The 25,473-nt window shown below is 58.5% G+C and carries 21 protein-coding genes; 10 read left to right on the top strand and 11 right to left on the bottom strand.

Features of this window, described 5'->3' with window-relative positions; all coding sequences use genetic code 11:
- Positions 1 to 22 precede the first annotated feature (22 nt).
- Positions 23 to 997 carry a sugar-binding transcriptional regulator gene (locus tag ASD54_RS17045; RefSeq protein ID WP_062555805.1) on the bottom strand — a complete coding sequence of 325 codons (975 nt, stop codon included), beginning with the start codon at positions 995 to 997 and terminating at the stop codon, positions 23 to 25.
- A 168-nt stretch (positions 998 to 1,165) separates the two neighbouring features.
- Here ASD54_RS17045 and tal point away from each other — a divergent pair, with 168 nt between their 5' ends.
- The gene (gene tal / locus ASD54_RS17040) at positions 1,166 to 2,125 is read left to right on the top strand and encodes a transaldolase (protein ID WP_062555804.1); all 960 of its coding nucleotides are present in this window, start codon (positions 1,166 to 1,168) and stop codon (positions 2,123 to 2,125) included.
- Positions 2,126 to 2,176: 51 nt separating this feature from the next.
- Here the strand turns inward: tal and ASD54_RS17035 are convergent, their stop codons facing one another.
- From ASD54_RS17035 to ASD54_RS17020, 4 genes are read right to left on the bottom strand one after another with little or no spacing between them, the layout of a single operon-like run.
- Positions 2,177 to 3,016 (bottom strand): metal ABC transporter permease, encoded by an 840-nt coding sequence (locus ASD54_RS17035; RefSeq protein WP_062555803.1) that lies wholly within the window; start codon positions 3,014 to 3,016, stop codon positions 2,177 to 2,179.
- Entirely contained in the window at positions 3,013 to 3,873 is an 861-nt protein-coding gene (locus ASD54_RS17030) for a metal ABC transporter permease (RefSeq protein WP_062555802.1), read from the bottom strand. The genes ASD54_RS17035 and ASD54_RS17030 overlap by 4 nt, the downstream gene beginning before the upstream one ends.
- On the bottom strand, positions 3,854 to 4,786 hold the full coding sequence (locus ASD54_RS17025; RefSeq protein ID WP_082547256.1) for a manganese/iron ABC transporter ATP-binding protein: 933 nt from the start codon (positions 4,784 to 4,786) through the stop codon (positions 3,854 to 3,856). Before ASD54_RS17025 ends, ASD54_RS17030 begins: the two co-directional genes overlap by 20 nt.
- The gene (locus ASD54_RS17020) at positions 4,783 to 5,628 is read right to left on the bottom strand and encodes a metal ABC transporter substrate-binding protein (RefSeq protein ID WP_062555975.1); all 846 of its coding nucleotides are present in this window, start codon (positions 5,626 to 5,628) and stop codon (positions 4,783 to 4,785) included. The genes ASD54_RS17025 and ASD54_RS17020 overlap by 4 nt, the downstream gene beginning before the upstream one ends.
- Positions 5,629 to 5,916: 288 nt before the next feature.
- Here ASD54_RS17020 and ASD54_RS17015 point away from each other — a divergent pair, with 288 nt between their 5' ends.
- Positions 5,917 to 7,077, top strand: coding sequence for a hypothetical protein (locus ASD54_RS17015; RefSeq protein ID WP_200958471.1), 1,161 nt, complete (start codon positions 5,917 to 5,919; stop codon positions 7,075 to 7,077).
- A gap of 67 nt (positions 7,078 to 7,144) precedes the next feature.
- On the opposite strand, the gene lysS is transcribed toward ASD54_RS17015, so the two are convergent.
- The 5 genes from lysS to ASD54_RS16990 all read right to left on the bottom strand — a co-directional run bounded on the left by lysS (position 7,145) and on the right by ASD54_RS16990 (position 13,696).
- Positions 7,145 to 8,641, bottom strand: coding sequence for a lysine--tRNA ligase (gene lysS, locus ASD54_RS17010; protein WP_062555800.1), 1,497 nt, complete (start codon positions 8,639 to 8,641; stop codon positions 7,145 to 7,147).
- 61 nt (positions 8,642 to 8,702) lie between these two features.
- Positions 8,703 to 10,160 (bottom strand): glutamate--tRNA ligase, encoded by a 1,458-nt coding sequence (gltX, locus tag ASD54_RS17005; protein ID WP_062555799.1) that lies wholly within the window; start codon positions 10,158 to 10,160, stop codon positions 8,703 to 8,705.
- A 118-nt stretch (positions 10,161 to 10,278) separates the two neighbouring features.
- On the bottom strand, positions 10,279 to 12,051 hold the full coding sequence (locus ASD54_RS17000) for an SLC13 family permease (RefSeq protein ID WP_062555798.1): 1,773 nt from the start codon (positions 12,049 to 12,051) through the stop codon (positions 10,279 to 10,281).
- 116 nt (positions 12,052 to 12,167) lie between these two features.
- Positions 12,168 to 12,911 (bottom strand): TerC family protein, encoded by a 744-nt coding sequence (locus ASD54_RS16995; protein WP_062555797.1) that lies wholly within the window; start codon positions 12,909 to 12,911, stop codon positions 12,168 to 12,170.
- A 116-nt stretch (positions 12,912 to 13,027) separates the two neighbouring features.
- Complete coding sequence (locus ASD54_RS16990; protein ID WP_062555796.1) at positions 13,028 to 13,696, bottom strand: TetR/AcrR family transcriptional regulator; 669 nt, start codon at positions 13,694 to 13,696, stop codon at positions 13,028 to 13,030.
- A gap of 134 nt (positions 13,697 to 13,830) precedes the next feature.
- Between ASD54_RS16990 and ASD54_RS16985 the strand changes: the two genes are divergently transcribed.
- The 5 genes from ASD54_RS16985 to xylA all read left to right on the top strand — a co-directional run bounded on the left by ASD54_RS16985 (position 13,831) and on the right by xylA (position 20,748).
- On the top strand, positions 13,831 to 15,063 hold the full coding sequence (locus tag ASD54_RS16985; RefSeq protein WP_062555795.1) for an HlyD family secretion protein: 1,233 nt from the start codon (positions 13,831 to 13,833) through the stop codon (positions 15,061 to 15,063).
- Positions 15,064 to 15,168: 105 nt separating this feature from the next.
- On the top strand, positions 15,169 to 16,746 hold the full coding sequence (locus ASD54_RS16980; RefSeq protein WP_062555794.1) for a DHA2 family efflux MFS transporter permease subunit: 1,578 nt from the start codon (positions 15,169 to 15,171) through the stop codon (positions 16,744 to 16,746).
- Positions 16,747 to 16,910: 164 nt separating this feature from the next.
- Positions 16,911 to 17,936, top strand: coding sequence for a LacI family DNA-binding transcriptional regulator (locus ASD54_RS16975; protein ID WP_062555793.1), 1,026 nt, complete (start codon positions 16,911 to 16,913; stop codon positions 17,934 to 17,936).
- 22 nt (positions 17,937 to 17,958) lie between these two features.
- Positions 17,959 to 19,413 (top strand): xylulokinase, encoded by a 1,455-nt coding sequence (gene xylB, locus ASD54_RS16970; RefSeq protein ID WP_062555792.1) that lies wholly within the window; start codon positions 17,959 to 17,961, stop codon positions 19,411 to 19,413.
- A gap of 24 nt (positions 19,414 to 19,437) precedes the next feature.
- Positions 19,438 to 20,748: a xylose isomerase gene (gene xylA / locus ASD54_RS16965; RefSeq protein WP_062555791.1), complete on the top strand. Its 1,311-nt coding sequence runs from the start codon at positions 19,438 to 19,440 to the stop codon at positions 20,746 to 20,748.
- Positions 20,749 to 20,795: 47 nt separating this feature from the next.
- Here the strand turns inward: xylA and ASD54_RS16960 are convergent, their stop codons facing one another.
- Positions 20,796 to 21,164: a VOC family protein gene (locus ASD54_RS16960; protein ID WP_062555790.1), complete on the bottom strand. Its 369-nt coding sequence runs from the start codon at positions 21,162 to 21,164 to the stop codon at positions 20,796 to 20,798.
- Positions 21,165 to 21,678: 514 nt separating this feature from the next.
- Here ASD54_RS16960 and ASD54_RS16955 point away from each other — a divergent pair.
- The 3 genes from ASD54_RS16955 (at position 21,679) to ASD54_RS16945 (ending at position 25,466) form a co-directional block, all read left to right on the top strand.
- Positions 21,679 to 22,731 carry a sugar phosphate isomerase/epimerase gene (locus ASD54_RS16955; RefSeq protein ID WP_062555789.1) on the top strand — a complete coding sequence of 351 codons (1,053 nt, stop codon included), beginning with the start codon at positions 21,679 to 21,681 and terminating at the stop codon, positions 22,729 to 22,731.
- Positions 22,732 to 22,757: 26 nt separating this feature from the next.
- On the top strand, positions 22,758 to 23,945 hold the full coding sequence (locus ASD54_RS16950) for a Gfo/Idh/MocA family oxidoreductase (RefSeq protein ID WP_062555788.1): 1,188 nt from the start codon (positions 22,758 to 22,760) through the stop codon (positions 23,943 to 23,945).
- A 141-nt stretch (positions 23,946 to 24,086) separates the two neighbouring features.
- A complete protein-coding gene (locus ASD54_RS16945) occupies positions 24,087 to 25,466 on the top strand; it encodes a GH1 family beta-glucosidase (RefSeq protein WP_062555787.1) in 1,380 nt (459 codons plus the stop codon).
- The last annotated feature ends 7 nt before the right edge of the window (positions 25,467 to 25,473 follow it).

Raw genomic sequence — 25,473 nt, 5'->3', positions numbered from 1 at the left:
CCAAGGCGTGGCCAGATGAGGTTCAGCCTTTAGCGAGCAATGCCCGCGCGGCGCCCTCATCGGTAATCAGCGTATTGCAGCCGATGCGGCGGATGGTGGCGAGAATGGCATGGGCGCGGTGGGCCCCACCCGATGATAGCACGATGTGCTTTGCCTTCTTCAGAGTATCCAGATCGACGGACATGACCCGCTCGTTGATGGGATGATCGATCGTGCGGCCCTCGGCGTCCAGGAAATTGAACATGGTGTCGCAGACGCAGCCCGCCTCAATCAGATCCTGAAGCTCAGTCTTCGAGATGAAGCCCTCTGACAGCGAAGTCGAGTGCGGGCCGATATCGCCGCAGGAAACGATGGCAAGATCGAGGTTTTCGGCGAGATCGTAGATGGTTTTCAGACCGCATTGCTCGATCAGTGCGCGCTTGGTCTGAACCGAATCTACCAGGAGCGGCGCAAGGAACATGTAGCATTCCGCCCCCAACTGGCTGGCAAGGCGCCAGGTGTAGTCGATAGGGTTGGTCTGATGCACAGCAACAATGCCGCCGAGCAGGGAAACCACCTTGCAGTTCTCCCGCCGCGGTGGACGAAATCCGGAAAGCGAGGCGGTCATGGTTCGCCCCCAGCCGACGCCGATTGTCATATCATCGGCAACCACTTCCGTCAGAAAATGGCCAAGCGCGAGACCGACTGCCTTTGCAATGCCGCCCGCATCGGATCGATCCGGTGCCGGTACGACGATGGCTTCGTCCAGCCCGTAGGCCTTTTCGAGCTTGACGGCGAGTTCGACGCAATCATCGATCCCCTCGCTGATCCAGATCTGAACCTCGGACCGCTTCAAGGCTTCGTCCAGCATGCGAATGACGGTGGAGCGGCTGATGCCGAGCTTTTCCGCCACATCCTTTTGCGTCAGGCCCTGATTGTAATAGAGCCATGCGGCGCGCAACCGAAGGGATGCCGCTTCCGAATAGGCCTGATGCGTTTCGCGTCTGAGCTTTGCCACTGCGCCTGCTGTTATCCGTTGATATGTTCCACCGGAACTATCCGTTGAGATGAAACAAATGTCAAATCCATTCAGCAAATGTCTTGACTTCAGCGTGTGAGCGCGCACATAGTAGACTCATGGGAGAGCAGACTCTCCGACCGCAAATGAAAGCGTTAGGAACATCGGATGGCATCCAAACTTGAACAACTCCGCGCCATGACCACGGTGGTCGCCGATACGGGCGATATCGAGGCGGTTGCGCGTCTGAAGCCGGTGGATTGCACCACCAATCCCACGATCGTACTCAAGGCGCTGGGCACCCCGGCTTTCGCCGACAAGGTCAAGGAAGCGATTACCTGGGGCAAGAGCCAGAACGGATCGTCCGATGCTGTGGTGGCTGCCGTTGCCGATCGTCTGGCCATCTCCGTTGGTGCAGCCCTGGCTGAACTGGTGCCCGGTCGCGTTTCCACGGAAGTGGATGCAGACCTCTCCTTCGACACAGAGGCCTCGATTGCAAAGGCGCATGGCATCATTGCCGCCTACAAGGAGCGCGGCATCGAGCGGGATCGTATCCTGATCAAGCTCGCCTCCACCTGGGAAGGCATCAAGGCGGCCGAAGTTCTGCAGACGGAAGGCATCGACTGCAACCTGACACTTCTGTTCTCCAAGGCTCAGGCCATCGCCTGCGCCGATGCCAAGGTGTTCCTCATTTCGCCGTTCGTCGGTCGTATTCTCGACTGGTACAAGAAATCGACAGGTCAGGACTACACGGCAGAGACCGATCCGGGTGTCGTTTCCGTGCGCCAGATCTACAATTACTACAAGGCCAATGACATCAAGACGATCGTCATGGGTGCGTCCTTCCGCAATGCTGGCGAAATCGAGGCGCTGGCGGGTTGCGACCGCCTGACGATCAGCCCTGCGCTGCTGGACGAGCTGGACAAGGCTGAAGGCACGCTGGAACGGAAGCTTTCGCCGGACAATATCACCGAAGATGCATTCCAGCCGATCGACGAGAAGAAGTTCCGCTGGATGCTGAACGAGGACGCGATGGCAACGGAAAAGCTGTCGGAAGGCATCCGTCTGTTCGCCAAGGACCTCGTAGCCCTGCGCGAGATGGTGAAGAAAGAACTGGCTGCCGCCTGATGCCCTCACGTTGAGACGAATAAAGCGGCCTGTTTCGAACGGGCCGTTTTTTTATGCATCGGAGAGCGTTCGTGCCTGAAAACTGTTGCGCAGGAAGGCCAGGATGAACACCACCGTCATCAACAGAACGATGGTGGGGGCTGGCGCACTATCGATGAAGAAGCTCGCATAGATGCCAACGAATGAGCAGCCGAATGCGACGACAACGGATGTCAGAAGCATGGCGTGGAAGCGACGGGCCAGCAGATAGGCGATTGCACCCGGTGCTACCAGAAAGGCGACCGCGAGAATGATGCCAACCGCTGTCAGTGCGCCCACAACTGTCAGAGACAGGACCGTTAGCAAGCCATAATGCAGCACTGTGACTGGAAGGCCGATCGCCTTGGCATGCTGGGCATCGAAGGCGTGCAGCAGCAGGTCTTTACGCAAGATCGCCAGAAAGAGCGTTGCGGCCAGAGCAATCAATCCAGACTGCAGCAGGTCGGCAGGCCCGATACCCAGCATGTCGCCAAACAGGATGTGATCGAGATGCACGTCGCTTTTCACGGCAACAAACATCACGAGGCCGAGACCGAACATGCCGGAAAATACGATGCCGAGCACGGTATCTTCCTTGATGCGGCTATTTTCCTTAATGAAACCGGTGCCGATGGCGCAGACGAGCCCGGCAACGAAGGCGCCGAGTGCTAATGGCAAAGAGAGCATGTAGGCCAGCACCACACCCGGAAGCACGGCGTGAGAGACCGCATCCCCCATCAGTGACCAGCCCTTCAACACAAGAAAGCAGGAGAGCATGGCCATGGGAATGCAGATCATCAGCGTGACCAGGAAGGCGTTCTGCATGAAGGGAAGCTGGAAGGGCAGGATGACCCATTCAAGAAGCTCGCTCATGCCGTCTCCTGCAGTGTCAATCTGCGACGTCTACGGGCTGCCAACACGCCATGTTTGGGCGCAAACACGAAGGCTGTGAGGAAGATCAGCGTTTGCAGCACGACGATGATGCCTCCCGTGGCACCGTTGAGGAAATAGCTCGCATAGGCGCCTACGAAGCTTGTGACGGCGCCGATCCCAGCGGCCATGGCGATGAGTTTCTCGAAGCGGTCGGTCAGCAGATAGGCGGTGGCCCCCGGTGTCACCACCATGGCAACGACGAGAAAGGCGCCCACTGTTTGAAGCGCCGCAACTGTTGATGCGGCCAACAGAGTGAAGAACAGAACCTTCAGCAGATCCGGTCTCAAGCCGATGGTGCGGGCATGGTTCTCATCGAAGAAGGCCACCATCAGATCCTTCCACTTCAGGCTCAGAATCAGGAGGCTGATGCCGCCGATCAGCAGCAATTGCAGCTTGTCTTCCGGGGTGATGGCTAGAATATTGCCGAGCACGATGGTCTGGATGTTCACCGAGGTGGGCGACAGCGACACCATGAACAGGCCAAGCCCGAAGAAGGATGTGAAGATCAGGCCGATGATCGCATCTTCCTTCAGGCGCGTGCGCTGGTTGAGAAACAGCATGGCCCCCGCCGCCAGTCCGCCGGACAGAAAGGCGCCGAGCGCGAAGGGCAGGCCCAGCATGTAGGCACCCGCAACACCCGGTACGATGGCATGGGACAGGGCATCGCCGATCAGCGACCAGCCTTTGAGCATGAGGTAGGCGGAGAGAAAGCCGCACACCCCGCCGACCAGCGCACTGACCCAGATGGCATCCAGCATGTAGCCGTAGGAGAAGGGCTCAAGAAGCGTCTGGAGCATCGGCCGCCTCCTGCTTTGCCTTATGATCCGGGCTGGCCTGCGGTTTGGCGACAAGCTTGCCGCCCTCCTTGCCATAGGTCACGTAGGGCCGCTCATCGTCGGTAATGACGCGGACATGCCGCGCGTCGTCGTCGTCATGCAGGTCTGCGCCGCCAAGAATGAAATGCCGCAAGACCCCGCCAAACGCCTTTTCCAGATTGGTTTCGTTGAAGGTCTCCTCGGTCCGTCCATAGGCGATGACAGTGCCTTTCACGAAGACCGTGCGGTCGCAAAAATCCGGAACGCTGCCGAGGTTATGAGTAGAGACCAGCATGATGCGGCCTTCATCGCGCAGGGACTTCAGGAGCGATATGATCTGCTCTTCGGTGGTGACATCCACGCCCGTAAAGGGCTCATCCAGCAGAATGACCTGACCTTCCTGAGCCAGTGCGCGGGCAAGGAAAACGCGTTTGCGCTGACCGCCGGACAGTTCGCCGATCTGGCGTTTGCGAAAGGCCTCCATGTTGACCCGCCGCAGCGCCTGCGTCACCATCTCCTTGTCGCGGCGAGAGGGAATCCGCAGAAAATTCATGTGGCCGTAGCGTCCCATCATCACCACGTCTTCCACGAGAACCGGGAAGTTCCAATCCACCTCTTCTGCCTGCGGAACATAGGCAACAAGGTTCTGCTTCAGTGCCTGCCTGGCGGGCATGCCCAGCATGTCCACATGGCCTTCCGCCAGACCGACAAAGCCCATGATCGCCTTGAAAAGAGTGGATTTTCCGGCACCGTTCACGCCGACCAGCGCTGTGATGGTGCCCTTCGGAATGTTAAAGCTTGCATCGCGCAGCGCCACATGGCCGTTCTTGTAGGCGACCGTTACATGGCTGACAGAGAGCCCCGAACTGAAGCGCTTCGATTTGCCCATCATCATGGCGCAAGCCCTTTCACGATGGTGCTGGTGGTGACCTTCAAGAGATCGAGATAGGTCGGAACAGGGCCGTTCGCCTCACTCAGCGAATCGACGTAGAGGACGCCGCCATAACGGGCACCCGTTTCGCGGGCGACCTGCTTTGCGGGATCGGGTGACACCGTACTTTCCGAGAAGACGACGCTGATCTTGTTGGACCTGACCGCATCGATGACCGCCTTGACCTGCTGCGGCGTGCCCTGGCTGTCGGCATTGACCGGCCAGAGGTAAAGTTCCTTCATGCCGAAATCGCGGGCCAGATAGGAGAATGCGCCTTCGCTTGTGACCAGCCAGCGATTGGTTTCCGGCAGCTTCGACAAGGCATCGCGCATGGGTTGGACAGCAGCGCGGATCTTGTCGCTATAGGTCTTGGCGTTCCTGTTGTAGGTCTCGGTATTCGCAGGGTCGATGCCAACCAGCGCCTTGCGAATATTCTCCACATAGATCAGCGCATTTTCCGGCGACATCCAGGCATGCGGGTTTGGCTTGCCCTGATAGGCTCCGCCAGCAATCGCCATGGGAGTGACCCCGTCCGATACGGTGACGCTTGGTACCTTGCCGAGATTGACCAGAAATTTTTCGAACCATTGTTCCAGATTGAGGCCGTTGCGCAGGACCAGGTTTGCATCTCTTGCGCGCAAAATGTCGCGGGGGGTCGGTTGATAATTATGGATCTCCGCGCCGGGTTTGGTGATGCTTTCGACGTCGGCTGCATCCCCTGCAACGTTGCGGGCCATATCCGCGATGATGGTGAAGGTCGTCACCACTTTCGGCTTTTCGGCAGCATGGCTGCTGGTCCCAAGCATCGAGAAAACAAGGCAAAGCGGCACGGCAAGGCGGAACAGAGACACGGCATCGGATCCTTATTGCAAATGGTTCGCATTACAATGTAGCGGCAGAAGTTGAGCTGTCAATGCTATTGCAAATCACTTGCATTAGATGCGTCAGTTCGCGTGTTCTGTCTCGAATTGATGCATCGTCAGGCTGTGGATTGCGGTGCCGTATTAAAGCTTCTTCAAGAGTAATGATGGAGGATGCCTCGTCTCGAGATTTGTATTGCGTCGATTGGAGTTAAGCATGCCGGAGTGCCGGGCGTGAAAGGCGTAAAAATACGACTGTCACGCACTCTCGTCATGATTCTGGGAGGAGGACTGCTTCTTATCGGTGGAAGCGGAGCAGCGGCCCTGTATGTGGGTGCCGACAAGCTGCTTGGTCCCTCCTGGGAAGAGGTGAACGGCCTCAAATGCACGACGCTTCAGGAAATCAAGCTCAAGCAGGAAGGACATTCCTGGGTCCGCCGGTTTGTCTTTGCCGAAGGCGGGGATGGTCCGCAGCGGTTGAAGACCGCGGTCCGGGTTGCAAAAGCGGTCCAGAAGTCGGAAAAGGCCGATCTGGTTCAGGTGACCGTTCTTGACAAGAACGGACCGACGCAACGGGCAGCCATGCGCGGCCGGGCGATCGGTGCCCAGGTCATTTACATTCCCGACACGACCAAAGCGCCCGATCCGAGTGATCCGGTTCTTTCCGGCTTTTATGTCGAAGGCGCAGCTAACCACGGCGAATATTTCGGCCTGAAGATCTCTCCGCCGCTGGAGGATCTTGAGGTGATGGCTGCTGCTCTCAAGGATTTCGAAGACTGCGTCTCGCCGATCGTTCCCGAGGCTGCCGATCCGCATGGTGCAAAGCCCGCCAAGGGCGCGAAGGGTGCGAAGGGCGCAGACCACGGTGCAAAATCGGGTCACGGGGAAGCTTCCGGACACGACAAGCCTGCGGCTGACAAGGGCCATGGTGAGAAGGCTCCGGACGGGCATGCTCCTGCGGCTGAAGGTGCGGCTCATGAAGAAGCACCCAAGAGCGAAGGTCTCGTAAGCTCTCTGACCAACATGATTTTTGGCAACAAATCGCAGGCGGCGGAAGCTGCGGCCCAGCACGGGGCTGAGCCTGCAAATGCCAGCCAGGCAGAACACAAGACCGAGGTGGCGGGTGATCACACGACGCCGAGCCCCGAACATACGGCTGTGGCAGAACAGCCCGGTTTCCTGGACCGTATCAAGGGCATGATCTTCGGTAACGATAAACCAACCGTGACCGAAAAGCCTGTCTCGCCTGCGCCAACTGCATCCGCGGATGGCAAGCCGGAGCCTCATGAAGCAGCGGGCAAGGCGAGCGGCAAAGGCGATGGCATCGACCCGATGAAGGTGGCAGCTCCCACGGATGCGCCGAAGGCTGCGCCGGCACCCAAGCCCTCGCACTGAACAGTATCAGAATGCGAAAGGCCCACCTTGCGGCGGGCCTTGCTCAATGGCGTTTCGAACGGCGTGATCAGTCGGCCTTATTGCGGCGGGCCGGGAAGAGGATCACGTCGCGGATCGACGGCGCATTCGTCAACAGCATGATCAGGCGGTCGACACCGATGCCGAGACCGCCAGCGGGCGGCATGCCCTGATCGATGGCATCGAGGAACTCGTCGTCCAGCTGCTTGTCCTTTTCGCCGCGGGCATGCGCCTGTTCCAGCTGCTCTTCCATACGGCGACGCTGTTCTTCCGGGTCGTTGAGTTCGGAGAAGGCATTGCCCACTTCCCAGGCGTTGCAATAGGTCTCAAACCGCTCGACCAGACGTGGCTCGCCTGGAACTTCCTTGGCAAACGGCGAAATGTCCTTCGGGAAATGTGTGACGTGAGATGGCTGGATCAGCGTGCCTTCCACCTTTTCCTCGAAGATGAAGGCCAGGCACTCGCCCCAGGTCCAGTCCTTCTCGACTTCAAAACCGGCGGCCTTGGCGGCGGCGCGTGCTTCTTCATCCGTCTTGATGGAGAGGAAGTCGATACCGGTTGCTTCCTTCACCGCATCCGGCATTGGAACGCGCTTGAACGGTCCCTTGAAGGACAGGGTTTTGTCACCAAAGACCACATCGGTCGTGCCGTGGACGGAGGTTGCCAGATGCTCGAACAGGCGCTCGACCAGCGCCATCATGTCTTCGTAGTCCGCGTAGGCCCAGTAGCATTCCATCATGGTGAATTCTGGATTATGCCGGGTGGAAACGCCTTCGTTGCGGAAGTTGCGGTTGATCTCGAACACCTTGTCCGAGAGGCCGGAAACCAGCGTACGCTTCAGGAACAGTTCCGGCGCAATGCGCAGATACATGTCCATCTTCAGCGTGTTGTGGAAGGTCTTGAACGGATCGGCTGTCGCGCCGCCGTAAACCGTCTGCAGCATCGGGGTTTCGACTTCGAGGAAGCCTTCGCCTTCGAGGAAGTGACGGAAGCCGGAAACGATCTTCGAGCGTTGCTGGAAACGCAGCTTGCTTTCCTCGTTCGACATGATGTCGAGGTGACGCTTGCGGTAGCGAATTTCGACGTCGGCAATACCGTTCCACTTTTCGGGCATCGGCAGCAGCGACTTCGTCAGCATGGTGATCTCATGCGCGTTGATCGTCAGCTCGCCGCGCTTGGTACGACGCACCACGCCCGTCACGCCAATGATATCGCCGATATCGATCATCGACAGCATGTCGCGGGCGGCTTCAGGCGTCGTGTCCTTGTGGCTGAAGATCTGGACCTTGCCCGACGCATCGCGGATATCCATGAACATGCCGGAATTGCGCGAGGAATAGACGCGGCCTGCGACGGTGACGATATCCTGCGTCTCCACGTCAGGCTCAAGGCTTTCGTATTTCGATGCGAGTTCCGCATTCGTCATGGTGCGGTGGAAATGCGCGGGATAGACATCGCCAATCTTGTCGCGCAGCAGCGCCAGTTTCTGGCGGCGCACTTCGGTCGCGTCGGAGGAGAGGGCGGTTTCGGTCTTCTGTTCGGTCATCGGGTTTGCCTCTTGGGGCCATCTTCGTTTCGAATGCCGCCAGTGATGACGGCTCCGTCTATTACTTCTCTGCACCCACCATGGAGGCGACGACAGTTGCGGCGATCTTCAGGCGCTGGCGCACCACGGAGCGGCCAAGCAGCGCCATCGAGTCAAACAGTGGCAGCGAACGCTGGCTGCCCGACATCGCGATGAAGAGCGGCGGGGTGACCACACGCAGCTTCTTGCCCAGCTTGTCGGCCACGGCCCGCAGTTCCTGATCGATGGATTCCGTCGTCCACTCCGGCATCTTTTCGAAATCGGCCTGAACGGTGTTGATGATTTCCAGCGTCTCGGCAGGCGAAGTCTTCAGGCCGCCGAAGGAGGCAGGTGTCAGGCCTACATCCGATGACAGCAGGAAGCCACCGAGGTTCGGCAGTTCGCCGAGCTTCGAAATGCGGCTCTGGGCGAGCTTCAGACCTTCGGTCAGACGACTGTTTTCCGAAGCCCATTCGATGGTGCGGGCAATGAACTCTTCAGGGGTCAGCTTTTCGCGCAGCCAGCGGCCGTTCAGCCAGTCGAGCTTCTGGATGTCGAAAATCGCGCCCGCCTTTGACAGGTTGTCCGGGTCGAACTTGTCCGCCAGTTCTTCCATCGACAGAAGCTCTTCGCCTTCCGCGATCTGGATGAAGAACAGGCCAAGGAAGTTCATCAGCGCTTCCGGAAGATAGCCGAGTGCCGAATAATAGGAGATCGACGTCGGGTTCTTGCGCTTGGAGAGCTTGGACTTGTCGGCATTGCGCATCAGGGACAGATGCATGAACTTCGGCTCGTCCCAGCCAAAATAGCGATACAGAAGGATGTGCTTCGGCACAGATGCCAGCCATTCCTCGCCGCGTGCCACATGGGTGATCTTCATCAGATGGTCGTCGATGACGTTGGCCATATGGTAGGTCGGCATACCATCGGCCTTGATGAGAACCTGCATGTCCACCGAAGACCACGGAATCGACACATCGCCATAGACGCCGTCGTTGAATTCGCAGGCGCCTTCTGTCGGGATCTTCATGCGGATGACCGAGGCTTCGCCCGCGTCCATCTTGGCCGTCACTTCTTCGGCGGAGTAGCGCAGGCACAGACCGTCATAGCCCGGAGGCTTGCCGTTGGCGCGCTGCTCTTCGCGCATCTTCTCCAGGCGCTCCGGCGTGCAGAAACAGCGGAAGGCATGGCCCTTGTCCAGCAGTTCCTGCGCGAAGGGCTGGTACATGTCCTTGCGGTCGGACTGGCGGTAGGGACCATAGGGGCCGCCGACATCCGGGCCTTCTTTCCACTCCAGACCGCACCAGCGCAGTGCATCCAGCACCTTCTGCTCGAATTCGCGGGTGGAGCGTGTGGCATCGGTGTCCTCGATGCGCAGAATGAATTCGCCGCCATGCTTTTTGGCGAAGAGGTAGTTGAACAGCGCGATATAGGCCGTGCCGACATGCGGCTCGCCGGTTGGGGAAGGTGCGATGCGGACGCGGACGCCGGAAGTGCTCATTTGTGCCTGCTCAAAAAAGGAAATGGCGCGTCGGAAGGACGCAAGCCTCACTAATCGGATTGGCTGGCCTTAGCGCATATTCCGCCGCAAGCGTCAAGATTTTTGGCAGATCCGACCCTTATTGAACAGGCCAGAACCATAAAAGCGCAGGCACGCTGACCAGAACGATCAGGATCGATAGCGGGAGCCCAAGCCTTGGATAGTCCGAGAAGCGATAGCCGCCAGGCCCCATGACAAGCGTGTTACATTGATGCCCGACGGGCGTCAGGAAGTCGGAGCCCGCGCCAATGGCGACCGCCATCAAGAAGGCTTCCGGTCTGAAACCCAAGGTCGTCGCAAAGCTCACGGCAATCGGTCCCATGACGAGCACGGTTGCCGCATTGTTGAGAAACGGAGTAACCGCCATGGCGGTGATCATGATGAGGGCGATGGCGCCATAGGGCGGCAGGCTGTGCGCCACCTGTCCTAGCCAGCCTGCAATAAGCTCGCTTCCTCCCGTCGTTCGAAGCGAGTCCGACACCGGGATCAAAGCTCCCAGCATCACCAGAATTGGGCCATCGACCGATTTGTAGAGATCGTTCAGCGGAACTGCCTTGAAAACCGCCATGCCAAGCGCCGCTGCAAAAAATGCAACGGCTACTGGCGCATATCCCAGCGCTGTGGAAATCATTGCCAGTGCGAGTATAATAATCGGAAACAAAGCTCTGCGTTGAGTGCCGAGCATGACTTCCTGCTGTGCCAGCGGCAGAAGTGCCAGATCCTGCAATACTCCGGGCAGGGTGCTGCGGGCACCTTGCATGACGATCACGTCACCTTCTCTGAGCACAAGGTCACTCAATCGCTCCCGTAGCCGCTCCCCACGACGACTGACCGCAAGCAGGTTTATTCCCCGAGTGTAGGAGAGAGCCAGATTGCGGGCTGAGACACCTGCAAGAGGCGACTGGTGCGAAATGACCGCTTCTATGGAAATGAGATCCTGCTCCACCTTGCCGGGGCCATTGAGGGCCTTGCCGGACAGGCGCAACTTTGCGCTGGACACAACGCGTTCCAGGGCCGCCGAGCGACCCTCCAGGAGCACGGAGTCATCCTCACGCAGAATGATATCCGGAAAGGGGGACATGCGGGAATGGCCGCGCAGAACAGCCGTTGCAACCACCTCTCCATCGCCCAGCTTCAGGAGTTCGGCCAGCGGTTTGCCCATCATGGTTGATTGACCGGTAATGGTTGCCTCCGAAGCGTAATTGGAAATCTCGACCGCTTCTTCGATGCTGTTCGACTGCTTCTGCCGTTCCGGAACCAGCCAGTAGAAGAACATCAGGAAGGTCACGCCGACGAGCGTCAGAATGCCTCCAACTGGGGTGAAGTCGAACATCGTGAAGGGTGTTCCGGTCATCTCGCCCCGCAACCGCGAGACGACAATGTTCGGGGAAGTGCCAATCTGCGTCATCAGGCCGCCGAGGAGGGCAGAGAACGCCATGGGCATGAGATAGCGCGATGGAGAAACGCCCGCTCGCCGTGCGAACTGAAATGCCACGGGCATCATGATGGCGAGTGCGCCGATGTTCTTGATGAATGCAGAAAGAACCGCCACGACAATCATCAGCAGGGCCATCTGCGTTCGAACCGAATTCAGGTTTGGAAAAAACTTCTTGATTGCAACGTCGACGATGCCGGAGCGTGCCACGCCCGCACTGACCACAAGGGCGCTACCGACGATGATGACGATATCATCCGAAAAGCCGGAAAAGGCATGGTCGGGCTTTACGACGCCCAGCGCGACGGCCACGACCAGTGCGCAGCAGGCCACGACGTCGTAGCGAAAACGGTCCCAGATGAAGACCGCCATCATGCCGCCAATCACTGAGAACGAAAGGATCTGTTCAGTTGTCATGCCGCTCCGGATGGGGATAGGCGGCGGAATGCCGCCGGAGGTGAAGTTTGACGCGTCATCTCAATACAATGACCTGCTCAAAGTTCCAACCGTCCGACGGTCCGTATGCTGCGAGCCTAGCGCTTCAGCTTTCTCTGACGTGCATTGCGAGCAACCATGTTGAGAACTTCCACAAGGGCCGAGAAGGCCATGGCCGCGTAGATGTAGCCCTTGGGCACGTGGAAGCCCATGCCTTCGGCAATCAGCGTCGTGCCGATCATCAGGAGGAACGCCAGCGCCAGCATGACGATGGTGGGGTTCTTCTCGATGAAGTTGGCGAGCGGGTTGGCCGCGACCAGCATGACCGTTACGGCTGCCAGAACAGCGATCACCATGATCGGCAGATGCGGGGTCATGCCAACGGCGGTGATGATGCTGTCTACGGAGAAGACCAGGTCGAGCAGGAGGATCTGACCGATGGCTGCACTGAAACTCATGGCAGCGGCGCCGCCGACCATATCTGCCTTGTGATCGATCGGGTCGACATTGTGGTGAATTTCCTTCGTTGCTTTCCAGACCAGGAACAGACCACCGGCGATGAGGATGAGATCCTTCCAGGAGAAGCCATGACCGAAGAGTTCGAACACCGGATTTGTCAGCTGTACGATCCAGGCAACGGTGCCGAGCAGACCGAGACGCATGACAAGGGCCAGGCCGATGCCGATCTTGCGCGCCTTTTCCCGGTTTTCCGGTGGCAGCTTGTTGGTCAGGATCGAGATGAAAATGAGGTTGTCGATACCAAGTACAACCTCCATGACCACGAGCGTGACCAGGGCGACCCATGCAGCCGGGTCCTGTACGAGCATCATTATGTCTTGCATGAACTGATTTCCCTTGCGCCGTAATGGAGAGCCGGCTGACGAAGTGTAGGAGAGCGATCGGCTTAATCAAGCCGGAAGCACTGTTTACGCAAGGGGTATGAAGCTTATTCCAATCTCTATTGAGATTTTTTTCCGTAGGCCGCCATGAAAACACGCACGGCGGCAGACACTACGGCATCGATTTCCTGCTGATCCGGCGCTTCGCTCATGTCTCCGAAAAGGCGAAGCTTGAAGAAAGTGCCTGTCGAAAGGTCGATGAACTGGCGCGCCGCCATCGTCACATCGTCTACGGCGAGCTTATCTTCCGCCACTTGTCGGCTAATGAAATCTTCCAGAACAGTGCGTACGTTCAGGCTGTCCGCGTTGAAGAAACGCTTCGAAAGCTTCGGCATGCGGGGAACGACACCGATCATCGTGCGCATGGCGGAAATCGTATCCTCGCGCATGATCCGTGCAGCGAACGCCGTCGCAAAGCGCTGAAGACCTTCGGCCGCATCGGTCTGGCCGTCCAGAACGTCTTGCATGGAGCGAGCGATGTTGCCGCGCTCTCTTTCCATCAGGGCGCGAAACAGATCGTCTTTCCCATCGAAGTAGACGTAGATCGTTCCTTTGGAAACACCTGCCTCGCGTGTAATGTCATTCATGCTGGCGGCGTCAAAGCCAACAGTCATGAAGACGCGCTTTGCGCCATCGAGAATCTGTTCTCGCTTGGCCGGATCTTCTCCGGCTGCAAATCGCCCGGACTGAACCGGCGTTTCACAGGCCACGTAGGGTTTGTCAGACATACACGATCCAAATTCTTAACCTTTTCGAACCGATCGGTTCGATTGCCCTTGATATGTCGGTTGGAACGTTTTATGTCAAGTTACATTAAACCGATCGGTTCGATCCGATCGTTCATCCAGCTACGGTGATAGCAATGACCTCGCCTTCCAATAACGGTCCTCTCCGCGTCGTGTCCCCCAACGGCTCCGAAGACCTTGAAACCAAGGACAAGACGGAACAGCGTTCCGAGCCCAAGCCGGGTGCGCCTGCTGCTGAAAAGCCCACGACAGATGCAGGGCAGGCGGCGACGAAGTCGGGCGAGGCCAAGAAGAAAAAACGCAGTCCTGTGTTGCCGATCCTCGTTCTTGCCCTTTTGGGCGCTGGCGGATGGTATGGCTATAACTGGTGGACGGACGGACGGTTCCTGATTTCGACCGATGATGCCTACGTAGAAGGCGATATTGCCGTGATCTCGCCGAAGGTCTCCGGTTATGTCCAGAAGGTCAACGTCATCGAAAACCAGACGGTGAAGGCTGGCGATCCCCTCGTCACTCTCGACCAGGGTGATTATCTGCTGGCGCTGGAAAAGGCGCAGGCCAATGTTGAAAGCGCTCGCCTCGCGGTCAGCCGCATCGACGCGCAGATCGCAGGCGGCGAGGCAAGTGTGCTGCAGGCGCAGGCGCAATTGGGTGCGCTTCAGGCGACGGTCCGTGGCGCCGAAATCACGCAGAAGCGCGCTGCGGAACTGGCATCGAAAAATGTCGGCACGACGGCTGAGCTCGACAATGCACAGATCGCGCTTGAACAGGCACAGGCCAACCTAAAGGCAGGGCAGGCGGCTGTCACCTCTGCGCAGGCCAATGTCGAACTTCTGAAGGCGCAGCGCAACGAAGCCACCAATACGGTGAAGCTTCAGCAACTGGCGGTCGATCAGGCGAAGCGCGATCTGGATTTCACGGTCCTGAAAGCCCCCTATGATGGCACGATCGGCAATCTGGCGGTTCAGACCGGTGATTTCGTAACGGCGGGCAAGCGCCTTGCATCGCTGGTGCCGATGTCTGATCTCTACATCAGCGCCAACTTCAAGGAAACGCAGATCGGCCACATCGTGCCAGGCTCGAAGGTCCGCGTCCATGTCGATGCCTTCGATGACCAGCCGATCGAAGGGACGGTCGTTTCGCTGTCACCGGCATCGGGTTCCGTCTTCTCCCTGCTGCCGCCCGAGAACGCCACCGGCAACTTCACCAAGGTCGTGCAACGTGTTCCGGTCCGCATCGCAGTTCCGAAGGACGTTCTGGACAGCGGACGTCTGCGGGCGGGCCTCAGCGTCATTGCCGATGTGGATGTCCGCACCGCCCCCGGCGCCGCACCGCAGGCAAGTCGCTAGGCTATCGCTTCCGATGCCCACGATCCACTCGCGGGCATCGCACCCAGCTAATGTTTGATGCAGTCTCCAGCCCGGCAGGGGCCAGGACTGCGTGAAGGAGCTCCCATGGCCGCCATGACCGCGACTGCCGGCGCCATGCCCGCCGATCCTCCCATGGACCGCAGAAAGCTGATCGCTTTCTTTGCGATGGTTGTCGGCATGTTCATGTCCATTCTCGACATCCAGATCGTTTCCGCCTCACTCTCCGAGATCCAGGCGGGTCTTTCCGCCGGCTCAGATGAGATCGCCTGGGTCCAGACATCCTATCTGATCGCGGAAGTCATCATGATTCCGCTGTCCGGCACGCTGGCGCGTATCCTGTCGACACGGGTTCTGTTTACGGTCTGCGCTGGAGGCTTCACGCTCGCATCCGCGCTCTGCGCAACGGCGACGAATATCGAGCAGATGATCATCTACCGCGCCCTGCAGGGCTTCATCGGCGGCGGCATGATTCCTTCTGTCTTCGCCGCAGCCTTCACCATCTTCCCGCCGTCCAAGCGCTCGGTGGTGTCGCCGATCATCGGCCTGATTGCGACGCTTGCGCCCACCATCGGACCGACGGTTGGCGGCTATCTCAGCAACGCATTTTCCTGGCACTGGCTGTTCCTGGTCAACATCGTGCCTGGCATCTTTGTCACGCTGCTTGCCTGGAGCTTCATCGATTTCGACAAGCCGCAGCATTCACTGATGAAGCGGTTTGACTGGTGGGGGCTGGCCTCCATGGCGCTATTCCTCGGCTGCCTCGAATATGTGCTGGAAGAGGGCAACAACAAGGATTGGTTCTCGGACGAGCATATCGTGATCGGTGCCGTCGTCATGACGGTGGGCGCTGTCGTCTTTTTCTGGCGTGCCTTTACCGTGGAGTTTCCGGTGGTGGATCTGAAGGCGTTTGCCAACAGGAACTTCGCCTTCGGCTCGCTCTTCTCCTTCATCATGGGTGTGGGACTTTACGGCCTTACCTACATCTACCCGCTCTATCTGGCGCGCATTCGCGGTTATGATGCACTGATGATCGGGGAGACCATGTTCGTGTCCGGCCTCGCCATGTTCCTGACAGCGCCGATCGCGGGCAGGCTGTCGGTCAAGATGGATCCGCGGGTGATGATGGGCATCGGCTTCTTCGGCTTTGCCTGCGGCACCTATCTCATGACAGGCCTGACGGCGGACTGGGATTTCTACGAGCTCCTCCTGCCGCAGGTCCTGCGCGGCTGCTCGCTGATGCTCTGCATGGTGCCGATCAACAACGTGGCGCTTGGAACGCTGCCGCCGCAACGCATCCAGAACGCCTCCGGGCTCTACAACCTCACCCGCAACCTGGGCGGGGCCGTCGGGCTCGCCATCATCAACACCATGCTGACCCAGCGCTCGGACGCCCACTATGCCCGTCTGTCCGAACATGTGAACTTCGGCAATCCGGCGGCGCTGGAGTGGATGAACAATGTGGCTGGCAACTTCAATTCCTATGGCATGGACGGCACCACCGCCGCGCTCAAGAAGCTTTCCGGCATGGTCAGCCAGCAGGCAACAATCATGTCCTTCATCGACGTCTTCATGGGGCTGACCATTCTGTTCGGCAGCCTGATCCTGCTCGTATCGATGATCTCCCGTCCCAAGGCCGCACCGCCTCCAGATGCGGCCCACTGACCCTCCGGACCCCTGCCGGATCGTCAGCACCGGGGCTGCCGTCGTCCCTAACGGCAGCCCCGTTTCGTTTCCTTCAGTATCGCTCGTGCTAAAAAAGCAAGAGCTTTCCAAATTTCTGATTTACGTACCTCAAATCCTCCGCTATGCCTTTGTGCGGAGGAAACATGAAGCCGACAGTTCACGATATCGCTGCACGCGCGGGGGTCAGCCTCGCGACCGTTGACCGTGTTCTGAACGGTCGACCGGGTGTTCGTGCGCCCACCCGCGAAAAGGTTGAGGCGGCGGTTGCCGAGCTTGGCTTCGTTCGCGATGTCGCCGCTGCGAATCTTGCCAAGAGCCGGGTTTACACCTTTGCCTTCATCATTCCTGCCAATGATAATTCCTTCATGATCGGTCTGCGTGGCGAACTGGAAGCGGTTCGTCGCTGGGCCGCGCAGGACCGAATTTCCATTCAGCTGATCGATGTGCCTGCCTTTGATGCCGAGGCCCTGGCTTCGGCCCTTGATGCCGTTCGCGCGGAGCAGATGGATGGCGTTGCTTTCGTGGCGATCGATCATCCCCTCGTGCGTGAGGCGCTTGAGAGACTTGCCGAGAGCGGACTGGCCGCGGTTACGGTCGTCTCCGACCTCATGAACTCTTCCCGCGCCCATTATGCGGGCATCGACAACCTGGCGGCAGGGCGAACGGCGGCCACACTGCTGGGACGTTTTCTGGGGCGCCGTGACGGCCCGATCCTGCCTGTCGCAGGATCGCTGCAGGTGCAGGATCACCGTGAGCGCCTGGAAGGCTTTCAGTCCGTGCTCCGGGAACAGTTTCCCGAGCGTAGCATCCTGCCCGTGGTGGAAGGGGGCGATGACCCGGTTCGTGTCGAAGCGCTTGTTTCACAGGCAGCGGCCGATCATCCGGAGCTCGCAGGCATCTATAGTTTCGGTGCCGGTAATCGAGGTTTGATCCGGGCGCTGGCAGCCTTCCCGCCGGGGCGACGCCCCGTCACCATCGGTCATGAACTCACCTCCGTCACACGCGCGGCCCTGCTGGCAGGCCATATCGACGCGGTGCTCAACCAGGATGCCGGCCACGAGGTTCGCAGCGCCATTCGGGTGCTGAAGGCGAAGGCGGATGGGGCTGGCGTCGTCGTCGCGCAGGAACGTATCCGCATCGACATTTTCTTGAAGGAAAATCTGCCGTGATGGCAGAAGGGAAGGGCTCACCATGTTTCTTGGTCTAGATCTCGGCACCTCCGGCGTAAAAGCCATGTTGATCGATGCCGACCAGACAGTGATTGCATCGGCCAATGCATCGCTCGATGTCTCACGTCTTCACCCCGGTTGGTCCGAGCAGGATCCTTCGCACTGGATCAGCGCGACGAAAGAAGCGGTTGGTGCGCTGAAGGCAAGCCATGGCAGGGCTTTGAGCGCGGTCAAGGGTATCGGCCTTTCCGGCCATATGCATGGCGCAACCCTGATCGGCACTGACGATCAGGTTCTTCGCCCCTGCATCCTCTGGAACGATACCCGTTCTTATGCCGAGGCGGCTAAACTGGATGCGGATCCGCGTTTTCGGGCGCTGACCGGAAACATCGTGTTTCCAGGCTTTACGGCTCCGAAACTTGCCTGGGTGAAGAACAATGAACCGGAGATCTTTGCCAAGGTTGCCAAGGTTCTGCTTCCCAAGGACTATCTGCGTCTGTGGCTGACTGGCGAGCACATTTCCGAAATGTCGGATTCGGCCGGCACAAGTTGGCTCGATACCGGAAAACGGAGCTGGTCCTCCGAGCTTCTGGCTGCGACCGATCTCTCCGAGGAGCAGATGCCGTCCCTCGTGGAAGGCACGCAAGCTGGCGGCACGCTTCGTGGTGAACTTGCTTCCGAGTGGGGCATGGCTTCCAGCGTCATTGTGGCTGGCGGAGCAGGGGACAACGCGGCCTCAGCCTGCGGCATGGGAACCGTATCCGAAGGGCAGGCTTTCGTTTCGCTTGGCACGTCCGGCGTGCTCTTTGCCGCCAATGGAAGCTATCTGCCGAAGCCGGAAAGCGCCGTGCATGCCTTCTGCCACGCCTTGCCAAACACGTGGCACCAGATGGGTGTCATTCTGTCGGCGACCGACGCGCTGAACTGGCACTCGCATGTTACCGGCAAGACGCCGGGCGAGCTTTCCGCAGAGCTGGGCGATGCGCTTCAGGCGCCGACGGGCGTGACCTTCCTGCCCTATCTTTCGGGCGAGCGGACACCGCACAACGATGCGAAGATCCGTGGTGCATTCATCGGCCTTGGGCATGAAACCTCGCGCGCTGCCTTGACGCAAGCGGTGATGGAAGGCGTTACCTTCGCGATCCGTGACAGTCTCGAGGCACTGAAATCGGCGGGCACAAGTATTGAGCGTGTCACCGCCATCGGTGGCGGTTCGCGTTCGCGCTACTGGCTTGCCTCCATTGCGACGGCGCTGGGCATGCCGGTCGACATTCCGGCGGACGGTGACTTTGGTGCAGCCTTCGGCGCCGCCCGTCTCGGTCTGATCGCTTCAACGGGTGCCGACCCTCTGGCTGTTTGTACGGCGCCGCAAACGGCAGAGACGGTCGAACCGGTCAGCGCGCTTTCCCAAGGTTACGAAGAGGCCTATGGCCGCTACCGCGCGCTTTACCCGGCCATCAAATCCACAATGAACTAATACCGATCCAAAGAGGAAACACCCATGAGCACCGGCTTTTTCGGCAATATCCAGAAAATTAAATATGAGGGCGCGGAAAGCACCAACCCGCTTGCCTTCCGCCATTATAACCCGGACGAGGTGGTTCTCGGCAAGCGCATGGAAGATCACCTGCGTTTTGCCGTTGCCTACTGGCATACATTCGTCTGGCCGGGTACGGATCCGTTCGGTGGCAACACCTTCGAGCGTCCCTGGTTCAAGGATACGATGGACGCTGCCAAGATGAAGGCCGACGTGGCGTTCGAATTCTTCCAGCTGCTGGGCACGCCATACTATTGCTTCCATGACGCCGATGTGCGCCCGGAAGGCAACAGCTTTGCCGAGAACACTAAGAACCTGAACGAGATTGTCGAGTACTTTGCCGAAAAGCAGGCAGCGACCGGCGTCAAGCTTCTCTGGGGTACGGCAAACCTCTTCTCGCATCGCCGTTACATGTCCGGTGCCGCCACCAATCCGGATCCGGATGTGTTCGCCTTTGCTGCAGCAACGGTCAAAACCTGCATCGACGCCACGCAGAAGCTCGGCGGCGAGAACTATGTTCTCTGGGGTGGCCGCGACGGCTATGAGACGCTGCTCAACACGGATCTCAAGAAGGAAATGGACCAGATGGGCCGCTTCCTGAATCTCGTGGTCGAATACAAGCACAAGATTGGCTTCAAGGGCGCAATCCTGATCGAGCCGAAGCCGCAAGAGCCTTCCAAGCACCAGTATGATTACGATGTGGCGACCGTCTACGGCTTCCTTAAGAACTATGGTCTTGAGAAGGAAGTGAAGGTCAACATTGAGCAGGGCCATGCGATCCTTGCCGGCCACTCCTTCGAGCACGAACTGGCGCTTGCCAATGCGCTCGGCATCTTCGGTTCCATCGACATGAACCGCAATGATTACCAGTCCGGCTGGGATACGGACCAGTTCCCGAACAATGTGCCGGAGATGGCTCTGGCCTATTACCAAGTTCTGTCGGGCGGCGGCTTTACCACGGGTGGCACGAACTTCGATGCCAAGCTGCGCCGTCAGTCTCTCGACGCGGAAGATCTGTTGATCGGCCATATCGGTGGCATGGATTGCTGCGCACGCGGCCTCAAGGCAGCTGCCAGGATGATCGAGGACAAGGCCCTGTCCGGTCCGCTCAACTCCCGCTACGCTGGTTGGGACAAGGCCGAAAATCAGGCCATGTTGAGGGGCGAGCAAAGCCTTGAGGCGATTGCCGCCCGCGTGGAAAGCCAGAACGTGAACCCGCAGCCCAAGTCCGGCAAGCAGGAACTTCTGGAAAACGTGGTCAACCGTTACGTCTGATCAGACATCCGGGGAGATCATCCGCAAGGGTGATCTCCCTTCGCGTATCAGCGAGGCATGAAGGCGCGGCTGGAGACAGAGATCGTGTTGCCATTCGGATCTGTTGTCCGGGCGTAACGATAACCTTCCGCCTGGACCACTGGCGAGAATGCAAGCCCGCGCTCCGTTGCGCGTGTCACGAAATCATCGACGTCGACGACATCGAACACAAGCTCCAGGATTGATTGTCCATGGGTAAGGCCGTCACCCGCCTTCTGGATCAAAAGAACCGTACCGCCCTCGACCGGAGTGAGTTCAGTCATGGCTTCGCCGAGGACCGAGCGTGCCCGAAATCCGAAATGATGCGCGTAAAAGGCGACCATGGCGTCAACATCGTGCGCGTAGAGAATAATTCTTCCGATGCCGGCTGCATTCATCCTGTGACTATCCGCCTTGATGTCTCGCAAATCGAAAAAGCCATGATGCTAAACAAGCGACTTCTAAAGTGTAACGGTCAGAGCAATCGATTATGGCTTCATCTACACTCTATGGTTTTGTCAGGCAAGATTCATGTTCTTCCAAAGCAAACACTGCGAACCATTCTGGAATCGCTTGCAAACAAACAGCGGGCTGTGCCGAAAATATACAATCCCGAAGGTCGGTCAGCGGATCTATGAGTTCGAAAAGCCTACATTCCATGCTGAAAATACAGTGGGGCGAATTTTGGTGACTATCTATCGTAATTTCTCCAGCAGGACAATAGCGCGTTCTCGAAATGGTACGTCAAAACAAGATCCCGCCACATACAGGAAGCAATTCAGTTCCAGTTTGGGACGGCTTCCGTGGAAGGAAGCTCCATCAGTCCGCTCTAATAATCTATGGTTGTCAGTCGAATGAGACTCGGATAGCCGTTACTGTAACGTTTCAGTTTGATCTCAGGGAGGAGATAGCATGAAAACGATCAAGGGACCTGCGATTTTTCTAGGTCAATTCGCCGGAGATACGGCACCGTTCAATTCTTGGGACGGAATCACTAAATGGGCGGCAGACAAGGGCTATGTGGGCGTTCAGGTTCCGAGCTGGGCGGGTCAGTTGATCGATCTCAGGAAGGCGTCCGAGTCCAAGGATTACTGTGATGAATTCGCGGGTGTCGCGCGAAACAATGGGATCGAGGTCACGGAGCTTTCCACCCACCTCCAGGGACAACTGGTCGCCGTGCATCCAGCCTATGACGAAGCCTTCGACGGATTTGCAGCACCGGAGGTTCGCGGGAACCCCAAGGCGAGGCAGGAATGGGCGGTGGAGCAGGTCAGGATGGCCTTGAAAGCCTCGCGCCACCTCGGCCTCAAGGCGCATGCGACCTTTTCCGGAGCGCTGGCGTGGCCGTTCATCTACCCTTGGCCGCAGCGTCCCGCCGGTCTTGTCGAAACGGCTTTCGATGAGCTTGCGCGCCGCTGGAAGCCCATTCTCGATTTCGCCGATGAGCAGGGCGTGGATGTTTGCTACGAAATTCATCCCGGCGAGGACCTGCATGACGGCGTGACCTTCGAGATGTTTCTGGAGCGCGTCGGCAATCATGCGCGCGCCAACATGCTCTACGACCCGTCGCACTATGTATTGCAGTGCCTCGACTATCTCGACAACATCGACATCTACAAAGACCGGATCAAGATGTTCCACGTCAAGGACGCGGAGTTCAATCCGACCGGACGCCAGGGCGTTTACGGCGGTTATCAGGGCTGGGTCGAACGGGCCGGTCGCTTCCGCTCTCTTGGCGATGGACAGGTGGATTTCGGCGCGGTCTTCTCAAAACTCACCGCCAATGACTTCGATGGCTGGGCAGTCGTCGAGTGGGAGTGCGCGCTCAAGAACTCTGAAGATGGTGCGCGTGAAGGCGCCGAATTCGTCAAGGCCCATATCATCAAGGTCACGGAAAAGGCATTCGATGACTTCGCTTCGGGTGGAACGGACGACGCGGCAAACCGACGGATGCTGGGTCTTTAAGGCAAGCCGGGCAAGGAGAGAACTTCATGACTATCGAAGCGAGTAAATCCGACTCAGTGTCTGCCAAAATCCGTCTCGGCATGGTGGGTGGCGGGCAGGGCGCGTTCATCGGTGCAGTGCATCGCATGGCTGCACGGCTGGACGACCACTATGACCTTGTGGCGGGAGCATTGTCTTCCACGCCGGACAAATCGAAAGCCTCAGGCGTTGCTCTGGGGCTTGATCCCGATCGCTGCTACGGTTCGTTTGCAGAGATGGCCGAAAAGGAAGCGGCCAGATCGGACGGGATCGAAGCGGTCTCCATCGTCACGCCCAACCATGTGCATTTCGCCGCCGCCAAGGCTTTTCTGGAGCGGGGCATCCATGTCATTTGCGACAAGCCGCTCACATCCAATCTGGATGATGCCCGGAAACTGAAAGAGGTCGCGGACAACTCGAAGGCCCTGTTCATCCTGACGCATAACTACACCGGCTATCCCATGGTGCGCCATGCACGCGAACTGGTGCAAACGGGTGCACTTGGTGATCTGAGGCTCGTCCAGATGGAATATCCGCAGGACTGGCTGGCAGAACCGGTTGAGCAGACTGGTGCGAAACAGGCGGTCTGGCGCACGGATCCGGCGCAATCCGGCGTCGGCGGCTCGACCGGCGATATCGGCACGCATGCGTACAATCTCGGTTCTTTCATTTCAGGCCTCGAACTGGAGGAACTGGCCGCCGATGTGCACACCTTTGTTGAAGGACGGCGGCTGGATGACAATGCGCATGTGATGATGCGCTTTAAGGCCAAGGGGGCTGAAATGCCCGCAAAAGGGCTTCTGTGGTGCAGCCAGGTCGCGACAGGCAATGAGAACGGCCTGAAGGTCCGCATCTACGGCACGAAGGCTGGCATCGAATGGACGCAAGCCGATCCAAACTATCTGTGGTTCACGAAACTCGGCGAGCCGAAGCAGTTGATTACCCGTGGTGGTGCGGGGGCCGGTTCCGCAGCTTCACGGGTGACCCGTATTCCGAGCGGCCACCCGGAAGGCTATCTGGAAGCCTTCGCCACAATCTATTCGGAAGCGGCGGCTGCAATCCAGGCGGCGCGATCTGGCGCAACGGTTGATCCCGCCGTGGTTTATCCAACCGTCGATGATGGAGTGAAGGGCGTGGCCTTTGTTACGGCCTGCATCGAAAGCTCCAGGAAGAATGGAGCCTGGGTGAAGGTGTAGAACCGGGCTGGATCTTCCCGTTTACCATTCTGATGAAGATCTTGGGCCCTGGCACAAGATCTTCACGCCTTTCTGCCCATGGTCTACACAGACAGTGACAATATTTGAGTAGGCCATCTGCCCGAAACTGAGGACAAGCTCATGATCGATCCGAAAATCCTTGCCGACCGTTTTCCGGGCGATTTTCTGTTTGGTGTCGCCACTGCTGCCTTCCAGATTGAAGGCGCGACAAAGGCGGATGGGCGCAAGGCCTCGATCTGGGATGCGTTTTCCAACATGCCGGGCCGCGTCTACCAGCGGCATAACGGCGATGTTGCCTGCGATCATTACAACCGGCTTGAGGAAGATCTCGATCTCATCAAGGAGATGGGCGTCTTGGGCTACCGGTTCTCCATTGCCTGGCCGCGGATCATTCCCGATGGCGTCGGGCGCATCAACGAGAAGGGTCTCGATTTCTACGACCGCCTGGTCGATGGCTGCAAGGCGCGCGGCATCAAGACCTTCGCGACGCTCTATCATTGGGATTTGCCGTTGGCCCTGATGGGCGATGGGGGCTGGACGGCACGCTCTACAGCCCACGCGTTCCAACGCTATGCCAAGGTTGTCATGGCGCGGCTAGGCGACCGGCTCGATGCGGTGGCGACGTTCAACGAGCCTTGGTGCTCCGTCTGGCTCAGCCACCTTTATGGCGTTCATGCACCCGGCGAACGCAATATGGATGCAGCCCTTCATGCCCTGCATTACACGAACCTGGCGCATGGACTGGCGGTGGAGTCCATTCGCCATGTGTCTCCGAATGTGCCTCTGGGTCTGGTCCTGAACGCCCATGCGGTTGTTGCGGACTCCGAGAGCAAAGCAGATGGCCAAGCAGCAGAGCGCGCCTTCCAGTTTCACAACGGCGTCTTTTTCGATCCTGTATTCAAGGGCGAGTATCCAGCCGATTTCGTGCAGGCGCTGGGTCATCGCATGCCGGTGATCGAAGAGGGGGATCTGGCGATCATCAGCCAGAAACTCGACTGGTGGGGCCTGAACTACTACACACCCATGCGTGTGTCGGACGATCCGGCAGAGGGTGCGGAGTTCCCGGCGACAAAACCCGCTCCTTTTGCCAACGAGGCCAAGACGGATATCGGCTGGGAGATCTATCCGTCAGCCATGGCAGACATGGTCACCCAGCTTTATCAGCGGTATGATCTGCCAGAGATGTACATCACCGAAAACGGTGCCTGCGACAACACAGATGTGGTTGATGGCGCGATCGATGACGAGATGCGCCTCAATTACTATAGCGAACATCTCGCTGTGGCTGCTGATCTCATTGAGGACGGCATCCCGCTTCGTGGTTACTTCGCCTGGAGCCTGATGGACAATTTCGAATGGGCCGAGGGCTATCGCATGCGCTTCGGTCTGGTTCATGTCGATTATGACACCCAAGTTCGCACGATCAAAAAGAGCGGAGAATGGTATCGGATATTGGCCGATCACTTTCCGAGAGGAAATCATATTAAATCTGATATGTAATTATGTT

Origin of the sequence: Rhizobium sp. Root149 (assembly GCF_001427345.1) — a bacterium.
In the GTDB taxonomy this organism is placed as follows: Bacteria; Pseudomonadota; Alphaproteobacteria; order Rhizobiales; family Rhizobiaceae; genus Neorhizobium; species Neorhizobium rhizoryzae.
The sequence above is the reverse complement of the archived record's forward strand: the minus strand, read 5'-3'. Positions and strand labels throughout refer to the sequence as shown.